Source organism: Chitinophaga sp. RCC_12, assembly GCF_041360695.1.
GTDB lineage: Bacteria > Bacteroidota > Bacteroidia > Chitinophagales > Chitinophagaceae > Chitinophaga.
Genome location: NZ_JBFUPS010000013.1, coordinates 261,205 through 277,738, shown reverse-complemented (window position 1 = coordinate 277,738; position 16,534 = coordinate 261,205). Strand labels below are relative to the sequence as shown.

Annotated in this window: 11 protein-coding genes; 3 read left to right on the top strand and 8 right to left on the bottom strand. The window is 48.7% G+C overall.

All coding sequences use genetic code 11. The features are described from left to right. From AB6805_RS29550 to AB6805_RS29520, 7 genes are all read right to left on the bottom strand, one after another. Positions 1–256 (bottom strand): hypothetical protein (locus AB6805_RS29550; RefSeq protein ID WP_370913038.1); only part of this gene is annotated, 256 nt, incomplete at its 3' end. 80 nt (positions 257–336) lie between these two features. Continuing rightward, complete coding sequence (locus AB6805_RS29545) at positions 337–1,191, bottom strand: SDR family NAD(P)-dependent oxidoreductase (protein ID WP_370913037.1); 855 nt, start codon at positions 1,189–1,191, stop codon at positions 337–339. Then, positions 1,173–2,123, bottom strand: a complete 951-nt coding sequence (cbiB, locus tag AB6805_RS29540) for an adenosylcobinamide-phosphate synthase CbiB (protein WP_370913036.1) — start codon at positions 2,121–2,123, stop codon at positions 1,173–1,175. The genes AB6805_RS29545 and cbiB overlap by 19 nt, the downstream gene beginning before the upstream one ends. Further along, on the bottom strand, positions 2,108–3,130 hold the full coding sequence (locus tag AB6805_RS29535) for a histidinol-phosphate transaminase (RefSeq protein ID WP_370913035.1): 1,023 nt from the start codon (positions 3,128–3,130) through the stop codon (positions 2,108–2,110). The genes cbiB and AB6805_RS29535 overlap by 16 nt, the downstream gene beginning before the upstream one ends. 12 nt (positions 3,131–3,142) lie before the next feature. Then, entirely contained in the window at positions 3,143–4,612 is a 1,470-nt protein-coding gene (locus AB6805_RS29530) for a cobyric acid synthase (RefSeq protein WP_370913034.1), read from the bottom strand. Between the two features lie 91 nt (positions 4,613–4,703). Continuing rightward, positions 4,704–7,313: a M1 family metallopeptidase gene (locus AB6805_RS29525; RefSeq protein ID WP_370913033.1), complete on the bottom strand. Its 2,610-nt coding sequence runs from the start codon at positions 7,311–7,313 to the stop codon at positions 4,704–4,706. A 128-nt stretch (positions 7,314–7,441) separates the two neighbouring features. Beyond that, positions 7,442–8,020: an HdeD family acid-resistance protein gene (locus AB6805_RS29520; protein ID WP_370913032.1), complete on the bottom strand. Its 579-nt coding sequence runs from the start codon at positions 8,018–8,020 to the stop codon at positions 7,442–7,444. A gap of 169 nt (positions 8,021–8,189) precedes the next feature. Here AB6805_RS29520 and AB6805_RS29515 point away from each other — a divergent pair, with 169 nt between their 5' ends. After that, the gene (locus AB6805_RS29515) at positions 8,190–9,101 is read left to right on the top strand and encodes an acyl-CoA desaturase (RefSeq protein ID WP_370913031.1); all 912 of its coding nucleotides are present in this window, start codon (positions 8,190–8,192) and stop codon (positions 9,099–9,101) included. Between the two features lie 255 nt (positions 9,102–9,356). Further along, a complete protein-coding gene (gene mgrA / locus AB6805_RS29510; RefSeq protein ID WP_370913030.1) occupies positions 9,357–10,349 on the top strand; it encodes an L-glyceraldehyde 3-phosphate reductase in 993 nt (330 codons plus the stop codon). 45 nt (positions 10,350–10,394) lie between these two features. Here the strand turns inward: mgrA and namA are convergent, their stop codons facing one another. Beyond that, positions 10,395–11,465 carry an NADPH dehydrogenase NamA gene (namA, locus tag AB6805_RS29505; protein ID WP_370913029.1) on the bottom strand — a complete coding sequence of 357 codons (1,071 nt, stop codon included), beginning with the start codon at positions 11,463–11,465 and terminating at the stop codon, positions 10,395–10,397. A 171-nt stretch (positions 11,466–11,636) separates the two neighbouring features. Between namA and AB6805_RS29500 the strand changes: the two genes are divergently transcribed. After that, positions 11,637–16,463 carry a PKD domain-containing protein gene (locus AB6805_RS29500; protein WP_370913028.1) on the top strand — a complete coding sequence of 1,609 codons (4,827 nt, stop codon included), beginning with the start codon at positions 11,637–11,639 and terminating at the stop codon, positions 16,461–16,463. Positions 16,464–16,534: the final 71 nt, after the last annotated feature.

Here is a 16,534-nt window from a genome sequence, read left to right as displayed (position 1 = left end):
GTTCAATATGTTGGAGAATACTTCTTTTCTGCTGGGCTGTAAAGGAACGGTTTTTCTTACGATGATAATCTTCTGAGCCATACAAACGCATCCAGTTTGCTAAACTGGACCCTGATATGCCATAGTGTTCACATACGACCTCTCGCCTTATTCCTGACTCTACGCTTGCTACTACCTCTTTTATCAATTGTTTACTACACTTTTGATGAGGATCTGTCCTTAAATCGGAATTGTTAAGACCTTGTTCTACTAACATAACACTTTTTTTAGTGTATAGTTTTTTTAGGACGGGTCACTCTGTCTCATTTTGCCCCCGGATGGACAGGTGTTGGTACCTTAAACATTGATATTATTAAACACCTGTAGCGGATCATCATACAGAAAACTATATCCCAGCACGTTTCTAAGTTTACTGGAACCTACAATTTTATAGGGCTCCTCTTCGGCGGGTAATCTGCGTGGCATCTGGATGCCGAGGTATTGCGCGGCTGCCTTATAATAGTTGCTGCGTTGCGGATGCCCGCTGGCGCAGGCGTTGAATACTTCTCCCCACATCTTCTTTTCTATCACCTGCCGGATAATACCGATGCAGTCATCGCGGTGGATGACATTCATGGGCTGGCCGTTGGCTTTCCGGCCTTCCATGATCCGGCGCTGATCCGGCAGCCGGTCGTAGCCAATGAGCCCGCCGAAGCGCAATACGGTGGTATCAAATGCGTCTGACTCCAGCAGGAGGCTTTCGGCTTCCCGTAGCGCCATCCCGTTGGGAGTGTCCGGGATTTCATCATTTTCTTCTGTTACCAGGCCGTTGATGTCTTTATAGACAGAAGTGGAGCTCACAAAGATAACTTTGCTGATGGGGGTAGTGGCTATAAAGCTGCGCAACAGTGCTATTTCTGATACATGTGCATCTTTGCCTCTTTCTTTCCGCGGCGGGATATTTACGATCAGTATGTCGGCATCCCAGAAGGCATCGGGGCCGGTCAGCACGTCTTCTGACAATACCACCGTATACGCTTCGAGGCCGAGGGCCTGCAGCTCCTGTACGCCTGCCATGCTGGTGCGGGCTCCCTTTACGGCATAACCTGCGGCCTGCAGGTGCAATGCCAGCGGCTTCCCGAGCCAGCCACAGCTTAAAATACTGATCCTTTCGTTTCTTTCCTGTCGGGGGGTTACTGCTGTGCTGTCCATATAAAATAATATTTTACGGCAATAATGCTGATGATCATCACGAAAGTAACTGCCTGATTAAGGTACATTACCTTGCTGAATTCTCCATGTTCAATACTGCGTTCATTTTCACCGATGTAAGGTTTATTTACCACTACTCCCTGGTAGAGGTTGGGACCACCGAAGCGGCAGTCCAGGATACCTGCCAGTGCGGCTTCGGGATATCCTGAATTGGGGCTGCTGTGTGCCGGTCCGTATTTAATCATAAAATGCCAGGCACGGCTGCTTCCATACAGGAGGATCATCAGCAGCGCCGTAATACGGGCCGGGATAAAATTGGCTACATCATCCAGGCGCGCAGCGAAGCGTCCAAAATACAGGTATTCCTTGTCCTTATAGCCTATCATGGAATCCAGGGTATTGATCATTTTATACAACATCATGCCGGGTAGCCCCAGCACGGCGTAAAAAAACAGCGGTGCTACTACCCCATCGCTCAGGTTCTCAGACATCGATTCAAATACCGCGATGCGGATCTGATTGGGTGAAAGATGGGCGGTATCCCTTCCAACTATCCACGACAGCCGCCTGCGGCCGGCTTCCACTCCTTCGTGATGTAAAGCTGCAAATACTTCTTTGCCTTCCTGTAGCAGGCTTTTGTTAGCCAGCGCGAAAAAAACAAACACTGCACTGAATGCATAGTACACTACCGGCCACCCCGATAGTACTATAAGCGTAAAATAAAAACTTATATATACTGCTACGCACAGGGTAACCGTGAGCAAGGCCCCCTTCCAGAACCGGGCGCCTCCCCTGTTCAGCCAGCGTGTGCCCCGGCTGATCAGCCAGCCATAAACTTTCACCGGATGCGGCCAGCTGCGGGGATCTCCCAGCAGCAGGTCGGCGATATACCCTAACAGTAGCGGCAATACGAATTTTAATACAGGGTCCATTGGCGCAAAGCAGTAGTCAGTAATTGATTGTCGGCGGCATTGCGGCAGGCAACCCGGCAATGCCCGGCCTCCAGTCCGTAGAAATTGGAAGCATCCCGGATCAGCAGGCCATATCTCTCCATCAGCCATGCTTTCAATGTAGCGGCGGTACCGGTTAATGTTTCAAACAAAAAATAATGCGTATGCGATGCATATACTTTGTACTCCGGCATCTTACGGATACTCTCCCACAAATGAAAAGTTCCCTGCAACAGGCTGTCGGTCGCAATGGTAAACTGCTCCGGGTGTTCCACGATATAATAGCCGGCTTCCAGCGCCAGGCTGTTCACCGACCATGGCATCCGGAAAGCCCTGACACGGTCCAGCAGTTGTTTCCTTCCTGCCATATACCCCAGCCGTAAGCCCGGGATACAACAGGTTTTAGTCATGGATCTCAGCACCAGTACATTTGGCAACCGGTGCAGGAACGGCAGCATGGTAGCGGCATTGAGTGTAAACTGTATATAGGCTTCATCAATGATGAACACCGTATGCTTATTATGGGCGATGAGTTGTTGCAGCGCTGTTTCATCCAATGTCTGCCCTGTAGGATTGTTAGGATTGCAGATAAATACCAGGTCGCTGCTGAACACGGTACCCGGTGTGAGCTTATCCCATTGCAGGTACAACACCTGGTGCCCATACAGCTTACACGCATCTGCATACTCCGAAAAAGTGGGTGCTACCACCGTGGTAGTGGCGCCTGTAAACGCCTGTGCCACCAGGTAAATGGCCTCTGTGCCACCGTTGGTAACCAGGATGCTGCCGGCGGGGAGGGCCGCCTGGTTTTCGAGCATGCCCTGGAGCTTTGAGCCACCCGCATCCGGGTAATGATCTATGCCCGTTACTTTACTCCTGAGATGCTCCTTCAATCCTTCCTGTAAACCGCCATACCATACGTTGGAGCTGAAATCAGCTTTCACCTGTTGGGCAAACAGATAACCATCATCACCGTGTCCTTGTATCATAATGCAATATTATTATAATTCCAGTGCCTTATAAACAGCCGGAATGTCCAGATGTTCACGGATGTGTGTTGCCAGTTTGTTATATTGTTCCTCCTTAAACCGGCGGTAATCGAATTCCTTTACTACTGCGGGTTTCCCGCAATGCGCCAGCAGGTCGTTGATCACAGTGTCGTTATCGAGGATGCCGTGCAGGTAAGTACCCCAGCAGTTGGCCCGGAGGAAATACCCGTCTGTGCCGCCATCTGTAAACGTGTTCAGCGGGGAAGCCACTGCGGCGGTGGTATCTCCCATATGAATTTCATATCCTTCACATACTTTCGGCTGATCCCGGTAATAAAAACTTCTTTGCCTGGTGATCTTTTCTTTTGTAAGCACGGTAGTAACAGGCAATATCCCCAGTCCCGGTATACTGCCGGCAGGACCTTCCACACCATCAGGATCCGCTACCTGCTGTCCCATCATCTGGTAGCCACCGCAAATACCGATCACTGCTTTATTTCGTTTATACGCATCCGTTATTGCGGCAGCGGTACCGTTATTCCTGATGGAGACCAGGTCGGCAATCGTATTTTTACTGCCCGGCAGGATGATAATATCTGCGGCCGACAGTTCTGCCGGATTATCTGTATAAAATATATTTACGCGCTCATCTTTTTCCAGCGCATTGAAGTCGGTGAAGTTGGACATATGCCGCAGCAGTACGATGGCTATATTTATCTGACCGGCGGCAAACCGTTTCTGCTTAAGCTGCAATGAAACCGCATCCTCTTCTTCAATATGAATATCGTGATAGTAAGGTAGTACACCGGTTACGGGTACGCCGGTAATGCTTTCCAGCATCGCCCGTCCGTCTTCAAACAACCGGATATCGCCACGGAATTTATTGATGATAATTCCTTTGATCAACGCCTTTTCTTCCGGCGGCAGCAGGGCGATAGTCCCATATACGCTGCCGAAAATACCGCCGCGGTCAATATCCGCGATCAGGTACACCGCTGCTCCCGCATGCAGCGCGATCCGCATATTGGTGATATCTTTTGCACGCAGGTTCAGTTCTGAAATACTGCCTGCCCCTTCCATTACCAAAGGATTGAACCGCTGCGACAGGCGGTCAAACGCCCCTTTCACTTCTTCAAAGAGCGCACGTTTGTCGTCTTCCATAAAGTATTCCCAGGCCGACTGATTACCAGCTGGTTTGCCGTGTAGCACCAGTTGCGCATTGCGGTCGCTGGTAGGTTTCAACAACACGGGATTCATATCGGTGTGGCATGGCACCCCCGCAGCTTCTGCCTGAACGGCCTGCGCACGGCCTATTTCCAGGCCATCGGGTGTAGCATAGCTATTGAGCGACATATTCTGGGCCTTAAAAGGCGCGGGTGTATATCCATCCTGTTTGAAAATACGGCAAAATCCCGCGGTGATCACGCTTTTGCCTACATCGGAAGCCGTACCCACAAACATTACCGGCCGGAGTTGTTTCATTCGTTCATGACGTTAGTACTGCCGCGAAGATATTAACTTTAAGACAAGTATGCCACCTTTATGCCGCCTGTAAGGGAGTGGCCTGCGGCAATTATTTAAACACATCATCTCCCAGCCCACTGTTAATAGCCGCCTTTTTCACTTTCATCACCGCGTCATAACCGCCTGTATTGGTAGTAATGGTAAACGGCAGTTGTACACCATTCACGTTGCGGTAATCAGTGTAATCAGTAGTGGTTTCCTTTTCATTGCCTTCCTGTCCCGGCAGGGAAACAGTGCGTACTTTCAGGCCCGTTTTCACATCGTAGTAGTTGCGCAGCAATGCCCCGTTGGAAGTAGCCACACCGATAACATAGGCGCTTGCGTTATTTACGTCGGCTGTCAACGGCGCCAGTTCCAGCTTAACATCGCCGGCATGGTTAAGGTATTGCAGTTCGGGAAACAGGCTGTTTTTATCCTTCAGGATAGCCTTGTCCGCCGGTGAAAGTGGCACCTCCTGCCCCATGCGGGCCATGCTCACGTTATTGCCATTGATAAGTAACTTATAGGCAATTAACTTATTCACCGGAACGCTTACCACCTGCAACATTTTATCGGGTTGTTTCACCTGCACACTGCGTTCAATAGCCGTTCCTGCAATATCTCCATCTTCTTCCAGCAACAGGTCTTTTATGCTATTCAGCTTATCGGCGCCGCCTATGGCATCGATATATTTTTTTAATATAGCCGTTCCCGTAGTACCGTCGGGTACAGGTTTACCGGTGTCTGCTTTCCAGCTGTTATTTACAGGATTGATATCGGGGAAATTGCCTGCAGGATCGATGATCACACTGGTGAGCTTAGTAGTGGAAGGATAACGGAATGTCCAGTTGCTGCCGCGTTGCCACACTTCCACCGGCAGATGAACGGTATCTGTTTTACCGTTGGCGTCTGTTACTGCCAGCACTACCGGCATGGGAAGTTGTTCCAGGTTCTGAATGGTAATGAGCGCGCCCTGGGCAGGGTCGTTCTTTACATATTTGACATCTTTTACTGCCTGGTCCAGTTTCCAGGTATTAAAGAACCAGCCGCGCCAGAACCAGCTAAGGTCTTCACCGGCAGCGTTTTCAATACTTCTGAAAAAGTCCCACGGTGTAGGGTGTTTAAACGCCCAGCGCTTAATATATTCCCGGAATGCATAATCGAAACGTTCTGGACCCAGGATTTCATTCCTGAGAAGATTCAGTCCTGCTGCGGGTTTATAATAAGCCGCGATGCCATTGTAATTGAGACCGATAACATCCGGAGTATTCATTATGGCTTCCGCATTGGCGGAAAACAGCATGGGGGCTGCTCTCTGCATACTTTGACGGGCAGCATATTCTCCGCTGTTGAAATTTTTAGTGGAAATACCGTTAATGAAGGTGTTGAAGCCTTCATCCATCCAGGCGTATTTACGTTCGTTGGAGCCCACGATCATGGGGAACCAGTTGTGTCCGAACTCGTGGTCTGTAACGCCCCAGAGGCCGCCCTTGGTGGACTTCCAGTTACAGAAAACGATACCGGGATATTCCATTCCGCCCACCACGCCTGCTACGTTGGTGGCTACCGGGTAAGTATATACGTACCATTTATCTGAGTAGTGTTCTATACAGCCTTTCACATATTCGGTGGATCTGCCCCAGCCGTTTTTACTGGCTACTTCTACCGGGTAAAGTGATTGCGCCAGCGCCTTTTTGCCACCGGGCAGGTTAATGCGGGCGGCATCCCAGATGAACGCTGCGGAGGCGCCCCAGGCTACGTCACGGGTATTTTTACATACGAAATGCCAGGTACGGTTTCCTTTGGCGGTATTGTTTTTTACATCTGCGCTGTCGCGGATATACACGGTTTCATCGCTGTTGCGCGCTTTGGCCAGCCGGCTCATTTCTTTCGGCGACAGCACCTGCGCTTCATTCAGCAGTTGCCCGGAGCCGCCTATCAGCAGGCTGGCGGGAGCTGTAATGGTATAATCGAAGTTGCCGTATTCCAGATAAAACTCCGACGCGCCCAGGTAGGGGATATTATTCCATCCGAGAACATCATCGTATACGGCCATGCGCGGGTACCATTGTGCTATTTCGTAGATCCATCCGTTGGCGGTGCGCAGGCGGCCAGTGCGGTCGGTGCCATATTCCGGGATGGTATGGGCGTAATCTATTTTCAGTTGCACGGAGGCGCCTGTTTTGAGGGCATCTGCCAGCTTCACCTGCATACGGGTATCATTTACCAGGTAATTGGCGGAGGCGGATTTGCCGTTGGCAACTACGCTTACGCTTTTCAACTCAAAGCCCTGTGTAAAGCTCCGGTTGGCAAAGCGTTCGCCGGAAGCCGCTACGGTAGCGCTGCCGCGGGAATCTTCCCGGTAAATGTTCTGGTCCAGCTGCAGCCATAAAAAGGGCAGTTGGTCCGGGCTGTTATTTTTATAGGTAATGACTACGGAGCCGCTTATACGATGTTGTGCCGTGTCGAGCGTTACGGCCAGTTTATAATCTGCTGCGTTCTGCCAGTATTTTGGTCCTGGTTGTCCGCCTGCACTGCGGTATTCGTTACCGGGAGCAGGATAGAATAGCGGGGAAAAAGCCTCATGCGCATCATATTTAGATACTGTTTGGCCCATTACCTGCTGCATCCCGGTGCATAATAACAAGGACGCGATAGCATAGATTCTGTTGATTTTCATCGGAAGAGAATAGATTTAGCAGCACCGAATATACAGAAAATGCCGACAGCATAAAGCTGTTACAGCGAACGGCAAAGTGGTGAATTACTTTGTGGTTCGCTGTAACAGCTTCTACGGCGTATCTTTTTTTAAAGACCGTGTTCTTTTAATTCTTTTTTAACATGTTTGAGACGGAAAGCGAAGATAATGCTGAGGATACCGGTTCCCCAGAAGGCAGCGGCCATCAGTCCGAGTACAGTAGCCACACCGAGTGCGGGGTTATCGAGAATAAAGATAGCGATAATAATAAGCCCGATTCCTCCCACCAGCAGCCAGCCCCAGTTGGGCACCTTATCTGTTTGAAGCTGGATAGAGAATCCAATGAGGCTGATACCTTTGAACAGAAACCAGAAAGCCAGGAAAAGCGGGATCACAGCCATACTTACCGAGGGATACAGCATCAGGATAAAGCCTATCACCACATCTATGATGCCTGAGGCCAGCGACCATCCCCACCCGTGGTGCCCCCTGCGGTTGCCGGCTGCAAAAGCTATTTCAAAGATCCCTGTCACGAAAAGGGTGACACTGAAGAATATACTTAGCAATACGTAGCTGCTGAAGGGATTGGCGAAAACAACGCAACCTGCTATGAGGAATATGATCCCGTTGAGCAGGTACAACCACCAATACTTCACATTGTTCCTGATAGCCGAAATGAATTGTGACATAATAATTACTTTAACGTGATGAAAGGATAGTACTACGTTTCTCTCTAACACATCCGGTTGTAAAATGTTCGCCGGAATATAGGCGCGCAAAAACCGGGGAAAAGCACTTAACTTTGTCCAAATGATTTAAATCATTTATTTAATAAAAGACGGAAATTATCTTTGTGGAATGAATAAGGCGATCAAGCAAGAAAGACAGCCACCTAACTGGTGGCACCAGGCAGACTTCATGGGCATTCACGCGGTGCCCTTACTGGCATTTTTCACCGGTACAACAGCTTTTGACTGGATATTGTGCGGTGTACTGTATGTAGTACGTATGTTTTTTGTAACGGCTGGTTATCACCGTTATTTCTCGCACCGTGCATTTAAAACGTCGCGGTTCTTCCAGTTTATCCTGGCGGGAGGTGCGCAAAGCAGTTTACAGAAGGGCGCCTTATGGTGGTCAGCCAATCACCGTATTCACCACAAACACAGCGACACCCCGGAAGATCCGCATTCGGCGAATGTTTACGGATTCTGGTACGCGCATATCGGCTGGATCATGGGCCCTGAATACAAGCCTACCCGTTTCGACCTGATCAAGGACCACAAAGCGAAGGAATTGTTGTGGCTGAATAAATGGCATATGATACCGGCAGTGGTACTGGCAATAGCAGTGTATTTTGTGGGCAATAAAGTAAATGGTACTGGTTGGTTCGACTGGTCCGCCGGGTTATCTACTTTACTGATCGGTTTTTTCCTGAGCACCGTACTGTTATATCATGGTACTTTTACCATTAACTCTCTTATGCACAAAATTGGTAATAAGAGATATTATACCGGAGATGAGTCCCGCAACAGTGCCATCCTGGCGCTGATCACCCTGGGAGAAGGCTGGCATAACAACCACCACTACTACCAGAGTGCAGCCAGACAGGGCTTTTACTGGTGGGAATTTGATATCACCTACTATGTGATCAAAACACTGGGTTTCCTGGGAATCGTCTGGGAAATACGCCCGGTTCCAGCCAAACTGAAGGAAAGCAATAAGCTGAAGCAGGAAGCTGCTCCGCGCGTACCGGTGGAGGAACTGAGCTAAAGCGGATGTTGTCTTGGAACACTGATTACGCTGATTATACTGATTAGCTTGATTTTTACTTTGGATTTATAAAGGATTAAGGGAGATAGAAGCGAGTATTCGCTCTTATCTCCCTTAATTATTATTGTAAGAAATCTAAAAATCCAAAAAAATCCAAAAGTAAAAATCAAGCTAATCAGTATAATCAGCGTAATCAGTGTTCCAAGACAAAATCCGCTTTATTTTTCTATCTTGTCTCCCTAAAATTAAAATTCCATGCATTACACACCCGCTGCAGACAGGTATAACAATATGACCTACAACAGGTGCGGTAAGAGCGGTTTACAGCTGCCTGCCGTATCACTGGGTTTATGGCATAACTTCGGCTCTGTTGATAATTTTGAGAACGGACGCAGTATTATTCATAACGCTTTTGATAAGGGTATCACTCATTTTGACCTCGCCAATAACTACGGGCCATTACCTGGTAGTGCGGAGGAGAATTTCGGCAGGATATTGAAACAGGATTTCACCGGGCACCTGCGGGATGAACTGATCATTTCTACTAAAGCAGGTTATACCATGTGGCCTGGTCCTTATGGCGACTGGGGATCCCGTAAATACCTTGTTTCCAGCCTGGACCAGAGTTTACGCCGTATGCAGCTCGAATACGTGGACATTTTTTATTCTCATCGCCCGGATCCGGCTACCCCCATTGAAGAAACAATGGGAGCGCTGCATAGCATTGTGCAACAGGGCAAGGCGCTGTATGTGGGACTTTCCAACTATACTGCCGAGCAAACAAAAGTAGCTGTAGAGATATTGAAATCGCTTGGTACGCCCTGCCTCATACACCAGCCCAAATACAGCATGTTTGAACGCTGGATAGAAGGCGGACTGCTGGATGTACTGGAAGCCAACGGCGTAGGTTGCATCCCCTTCTCTCCCCTGGCACAGGGATTACTGACAGACCGTTACCTGAATGGTATCCCGGCCGGCTCCCGCGCCAGCAAACCAACAGGATTTCTGCAGGAAGGTGAAGTAACGCCTGAAAGAATTGAGAAAGTAAAAAAGCTGAATGTATTGGCGCAACAACGCGGCCAGTCCCTCGCCCAGATGGCGCTGGCGTGGATCCTGAAAGATAAACGGATCACCACCGTATTGATCGGCGCCAGCTCTGTTGCCCAGCTGGACAACAACCTGGATACACTGAAAAATACCGCCTTTACAAAAGAAGAACTGGACGCAATTGAAGCGATACTGAAATAGTTTCTTAGCGGTTAGCCGTTAGCAGGAATTGCTAACGGCTGCCTGCTACTTTCTTCGTTTTGCCCGCTCGTATTGCACCGGCCATTTGATCTCAGCCCCCAGTTCATGGGCCGCCCTCATCGGGAAATATGGATCACGCAACATTTCACGCGCCATCAATACCATATCCGCACGCCCCCCGGCAATGATAGATTCTGCTTCTTCAGCTGTGGTAATTAATCCTACTGCACCGGTGGCAACGCCGGCTTCCTTCCGGATTTTCTCTGCAAAAGGGGTTTGGTATAAAGGTCCCACTTTTATTTGCTGATGTGCGGCCAGTCCGCCGGAAGAACAATCTACCAGGTCTACCCCCTTCCCTTTTACAATTGCTGCCAGCTTTACAGCTTCCTCCGGGTTCCATCCACCTTCCGCCCAGTCGGTAGCCGAAATACGCAACAACAAAGGATATTGCACCGGCCACACTTCCCGTACCGTTTCTATTGTTTCTACCAGCAACCGTATCCTGTTTTCAAAACTGCCTCCATATTCATCTGTACGTTGATTACTAAGGGGAGATAAAAAGTTGTGCAGGAGATAACCATGCGCGCCGTGTATTTCTATTACCTGGAAGCCGGCCTTCTGAGCCCGGATAGCGGCGGCCTTAAAATCATCTTTTATTTTACGTATGCCTGTTTCCGTGAGTGCTACCGGCATAGGATATACGTCGTTGAAAGGAATGGCGCTGGGCGCCACTACCTGCCACCCGCCGTCTTCTGCAGGCAGGGCGTGGCTGCCCTCCCATGGTCTTACTGTGCTGGCTTTCCTGCCGGCATGCGCCAGCTGAATGCCGGGAACGGCGCCCTGCGCGGAAATAAATGAGGTGATTTCCTGCAGCATAGGTATGTGCTCATCTTTCCAGATACCCAGGTCGTGAATGGAAATACGGCCTTCGGGGGATACGGCTGCGGCTTCCGTGAGCACCAGCCCTGCGCCACCCACTGCCCGGCTTCCAAGATGCACCAGGTGCCAGTTGGTGGCAAATCCATCGGTAGAAGAATATTCACACATAGGCGACACCGTTATCCTGTTCCGGAACGTAACTTCCCTCAATTGCAGAGGGCTAAACAAATGTGACATAAAACGCTGCTTTTAAGACCTTTAAAATTAAGCATTAATCGTATAGCGAAAACATAATATTCAAGACCCGCCTGGCAAAGCAAATATCCGCGGAAAAGCCTATTTTTAGGGCTTATACCTATACGTCCGATGTACCGTTTCCCTGTCCGATGCAAATTTGTTGTATCCCTTGTGCTATGTTTTGTTACCAGTTTATGTGCAGTCGCGCAACAAAACGCCGACTTTTCTGCTTCCGCCATCAGCGATTGTGAATCGCTCATTACCAGTTTCACCGACCTGTCTACCGGTAACCCCACCGCCTGGCTGTGGGACTTCGGGAATGGAACTACTTCTACCAAAAAAAATCCCGGCGCCACCTATGTAAAAACCGGAAAGTATACTGTATCCCTGAAAGTAACCTTTGGTGATGGCAGTACGAAAACGGCCGTTAAAGCAAACTATATCGCCGTAAGGGCAAAGCCGGCAGTAAACTTCAGCGTGTCTTCCGGCAAAGGATGCGCGCCGTTTACGACTACGTTTACGGATAAATCCACTGCGGAAGGCAGCCTGCAAAACTTCAGCTGGGACTTTGGCGACGGCGAAGTTTTACAGAACGGCAGCGGCGTAGTTGATCACATTTACAGCAAACCAGGAATTTACAGTGTAGTACTTAGTGTAACTGACAGCTATGGCTGCACGAATTTCAAAGTACTGGATAAGGCAGTAGATGTAGCCCCTGCTATAAATGCTGATTTTACTGTAACAGAAAAAACCTTGTGCAGTGGTCCGGCCGATGTGTTCTTTAAAAACACTTCTACAGGTCCGGGGACCCTTTCGTATAAATGGGAATTTGATGATGGTGGCAGCAGTACTCAAAAAGATCCCGCCAAACATACTTTCAACAAAGGGCAGCACAGCATTAAGCTCACGGTTACCAATGAAAGAGGATGCAGTGATACAAAAGAAGTAAACGATATCAACGTCGCCAACTATGGTACCGACATTATTGTTCCGGCGCTTATGTGTTCTAACGAATATGCCACCTTTAATGCCAGTTTTAGCGGGGTTACTCCAAACAGCACCTTATGGGAATTTAATGGACAAAACGCTTACGGCAACTTCGACAACGCCACCTATATGCCCTATGGCAGTGCCGGCACTATTACGGTACGGCTAACCGCCAACTATGGAAGCTGTAAAGAAGTAGTAGAGAAAAAAGCGGTTATTAATCCCGCTCCTACAGGGAATCTGCTGATAGAAAGTCCTCCAACCTGCACGGTACCGGCTACCGTCAAATTCAAAGACAATTTAACCGGCGCCAGCAGCTGGAAATGGGATTTTGGGGACGGACAAAGTTCCACCGAACAAAACCCTTCTCATATTTACCAGGCAGAAGGCGCTTACCAAATTGTGTTGACCGGCACCAGCAGCAACGGTTGCGCTATGAACAGCTACAGTGCGGTGACGGTTTATACTACAAAAATATCTGCCATCGCCTATAATGACAGTGGTTGCGAAGGCATGTCGTCCGGCTTTACCGCCATTGGCAACTATAATGATCCCATTACAAAATATGAATGGGATTTTGGGGATGGCAGCCCGGTGTCCCATGAAGCCACACCAAACCACATTTTTAAAAAATCCGGCATCTTCGAAACATATCTCCAATATACCACCACGGCAGGCTGTACAGGCAGAATAAAAGTTTACAACGACGTCAGGGTATTTAAAAAACCAGTGGTAGATTTCAGTTCTCCCAATGCACCTGTCGTTTGTGGGAATTCTATGGTTACCTTTAACGACAAATCTGATGTTGCCGATGCCTGGTTCTGGGAATTTGGAGACGGCGCAGGAGATGGCCATAAAAGCACTCAACATGAATACAGTGAACCCGGTGCATATGATGTAACACTTACCGTATGGAACGGCGGTTGCCCTGCTACGCTTACCAAAAAGGCATACATCACTACTGTTGATCCCTTCCCGCGGTTTACGATAGACGATGTGGATTGTGCGAACCGGAATGTAATCACCGTGACCGATGGTTCTCTGGGCGCCACCGGCTGGAAATGGGAATGGGGCGACGGGCAGGATACCGCTTATACGGTGAGCAGCAATAAGATCTCACACTATTACCAAAAAACCGGCACCTATATTATTAAACTTACTACAACAGCGGGCAATTGCACCACTTTTAAAGAAGTAATGGCGCGTATATATACTAAATCCCCGATTGAAATCACTACTGATAAAACCATATTATGCGCCGGCGAGGCGCTGACCACCACCATTACTAAAGCTGATCCTTCCTATTATGATGTAGCTGGTTACTACTGGCAATTAAACGATCTTAGCAATTTTCACAATAATTCTTCCCAGTCGTTTGGTTATTACATCATGGAACCCGGTAAATATCGCGTAAGGGTAATTGGTATCAATGATCTCGGCTGTGTAGACACCAGTAATTCGATTGATGTAAACGTACGCGGCGCTGTTGCAGATTATAATTTCCCCGTTCCCTATTCCTGCCGCGGCACCGAAATGAGCTTTACTGATAATTCAAATGTCAGTAACAGCAGTGGAATTGTAAAATGGGAATGGGATTTCAGGGACGGAAGCACTCCGCAGACGTTTACAACCCCTCCCTTCAAACATACCTATAACAAATCCGGCTATTACCAACCCTCCGTTACTATTACGGATAAAGAAGGTTGCAGGAATACATTTGATGGCAGGTATATCCAGGTGAATGGCCCCATAGCCGATTTTGAAGCAGATAACTATATAGTAAAACCCGGTACAGACGTATTTTTCCGCAACACCTCGAGTGAAGTGGGTGGCAATATCTCTATGGTAACATGGAATTTTGGAGACAATAATACTTCCAATGCCATGCAGGATGTAACCCATAATTATCCCAATAAAGGAACATATCCTGTAACTATAAAAGTAAATGACAATAACGGCTGTACGGACGAGGTAACCAAAAATATCAAAGTGGCATCTGTTGCCGCAAGTTTTGTTTACACATCAGAATTTGTAAACGGCGGAAAATGCGCTCCTATGATATTCCGTTTTAGTAACCGGTCCCTCAACTATCTGAACAGCTCCTGGGATTTTGGTGATGGCGGTACCTCTAATCAAAGTGATCCCGTACATACCTACACAGAATCCGGCCATTATACCGTAAAATTAAAGGTATACGGAGAAGCCGGCACTGAAGATGAATACAGCGAGATAGTGATCGTTACCGGGCCGTACGCCACCATCGCAACCAGTGCCGACGGTGGTTGCCTGGAAAAAGAGATCACCTTTACCATCAAACCGGAAAATGCCACTACCTTCAGCTGGGACTTTACGGATGGTAACGTTGAACAAACCACGTCGCTCGAAATAAAACATCATTTCACCGAACCTGGCATTTATAAACCACGGCTATTACTGAAAGATGATGCCGGTTGTAAAGGCAGCGCCTTCCTTGATCACCTGGTAGTAATAGATCAACTGGATATTAAGTTGAATCCCTCTCCCACAAAAATATGCGATGCGGGTACGCTTACTTTTGCACCGGAGTTTAATAGCTATTCTGCAGATGAACTGGGTATTACCCCTGCTTATACCTGGACCTATGATGCCGCACTTACTCCTACAGATATCAATACCACCACACCGGTATTTCACCTGGACAAAACCGGCGAATACATCTTCGGCATGACGGCCACCACTAAATACGGCTGCACACAAACCGTAACGGTACCGGTAAACGTATACCCGAAGCCGTTAGCTGCCATCAGCGCGCCCGATAAAGCGTGCAAGGACGTGCCGGTTACCTTCAGTGGCAGCGTTACCAAAACGAATGACGTTACCTGGAGCTGGGATTTTGGTAATAATACCACCAGTGATGTGCAGCAACCATCGGCCTTGTCTTATTCCCAACCCGGCCTGGTGCAGGCAAAGCTCACTGTTACCAGCAAAGACGGCTGCACGGACGAGGTAATACATCCACTAAATATTTTACCGTTGCCGGATATCAATGCCAGCGTCCCCGCAGATTTTGTTTGTCTTGGTAACACCACCGTATTACATGCCGGCGGCGGCGGCACCTATGAATGGACTCCTGCCACCGGACTAAACGATCCCACCATCGCTACACCTACGGCCGCTCCATTGGTAACCACCGCCTACCAGGTAAAGGTAACCGACAACAACGGCTGTATCAATAACGATGAAGTAGCAATACGCGTAGTACAGCCCTTTCAGATACAGGCAACGCCTGATACTGTTTTATGTCTCGGTGATAAATTGCCGCTGCAGGTATCGGGTACAGATTATTATACGTGGACCGGCACCGGAATCGACAAACCCTCCTCCGCTGCGCCTGTAGCCACGCTCAACGCCACAGGGCAATATGTGTATGAAGTAACCGGGTTCGACAAAGACAATTGTTTCTCCGATAAAACTTCCCTTACTGTAAAAGTAAATCCTGCTCCAACCGTAAATGCTGGTGTAGACCGTGAAATTATGGCGGGCATCCCCGTATACCTAGCAGCCCATGCCAGCAATGATGTGATCCGCTGGCGCTGGACTCCTGCGGAATTCCTGGACTGTGCTACCTGTGCACGGGTGCAGGCACTGCCTGATTTCACCACAAAATACCGGGTAGAAGTAGAAAACGCGTATGGCTGCAAAGCTGCCGACGAAGTAGTGCTGCACATCCTCTGCAACCAGGGCGCCGTTTTTATGCCCAACGCCTTCACGCCCAATCATGATGGCAGAAATGAACGCATCTATCCAAAAGGAAAAGGTGTAAAAGAAATTGAGTGGCTGCGCATCTACGACCGCTGGGGTACCCTTGTATTTGAGAACACCCACTTCGCTATCAACTCGCCTGCCTCCGGCTGGGACGGCCGTAGCGGCAACAAGGAAGCGCCAATGGGCACTTATATTTACTCCATGCAAACCGTATGCGAAGGCGGCGAGAAATTCGAGTTTAAAGGGAGTATTACGCTGATTAAATAACGCGGATTTTGTCTTTCTCGCTGATTACGCTGATTATACTGATTACTTTGATTTTTACTTTTGGATTTTAT

Bases quoted from the DNA above. Each gene is read 5' to 3' on its own strand.
- AB6805_RS29545 (WP_370913037.1), bottom strand. From the start codon at position 1,191: ATGGACAGCACAGCAGTAACCCCCCGACAGGAAAGAAACGAAAGGATC.
- cbiB (WP_370913036.1), bottom strand. From the start codon at position 2,123: ATGGACCCTGTATTAAAATTCGTATTGCCGCTACTGTTAGGGTATATC.
- AB6805_RS29535 (WP_370913035.1), bottom strand. From the start codon at position 3,130: ATGATACAAGGACACGGTGATGATGGTTATCTGTTTGCCCAACAGGTG.
- AB6805_RS29530 (WP_370913034.1), bottom strand. From the start codon at position 4,612: ATGAAACAACTCCGGCCGGTAATGTTTGTGGGTACGGCTTCCGATGTA.
- AB6805_RS29525 (WP_370913033.1), bottom strand. From the start codon at position 7,313: ATGAAAATCAACAGAATCTATGCTATCGCGTCCTTGTTATTATGCACC.
- AB6805_RS29520 (WP_370913032.1), bottom strand. From the start codon at position 8,020: ATGTCACAATTCATTTCGGCTATCAGGAACAATGTGAAGTATTGGTGG.
- AB6805_RS29515 (WP_370913031.1), top strand. From the start codon at position 8,190: ATGAATAAGGCGATCAAGCAAGAAAGACAGCCACCTAACTGGTGGCAC.
- mgrA (WP_370913030.1), top strand. From the start codon at position 9,357: ATGCATTACACACCCGCTGCAGACAGGTATAACAATATGACCTACAAC.
- namA (WP_370913029.1), bottom strand. From the start codon at position 11,465: ATGTCACATTTGTTTAGCCCTCTGCAATTGAGGGAAGTTACGTTCCGG.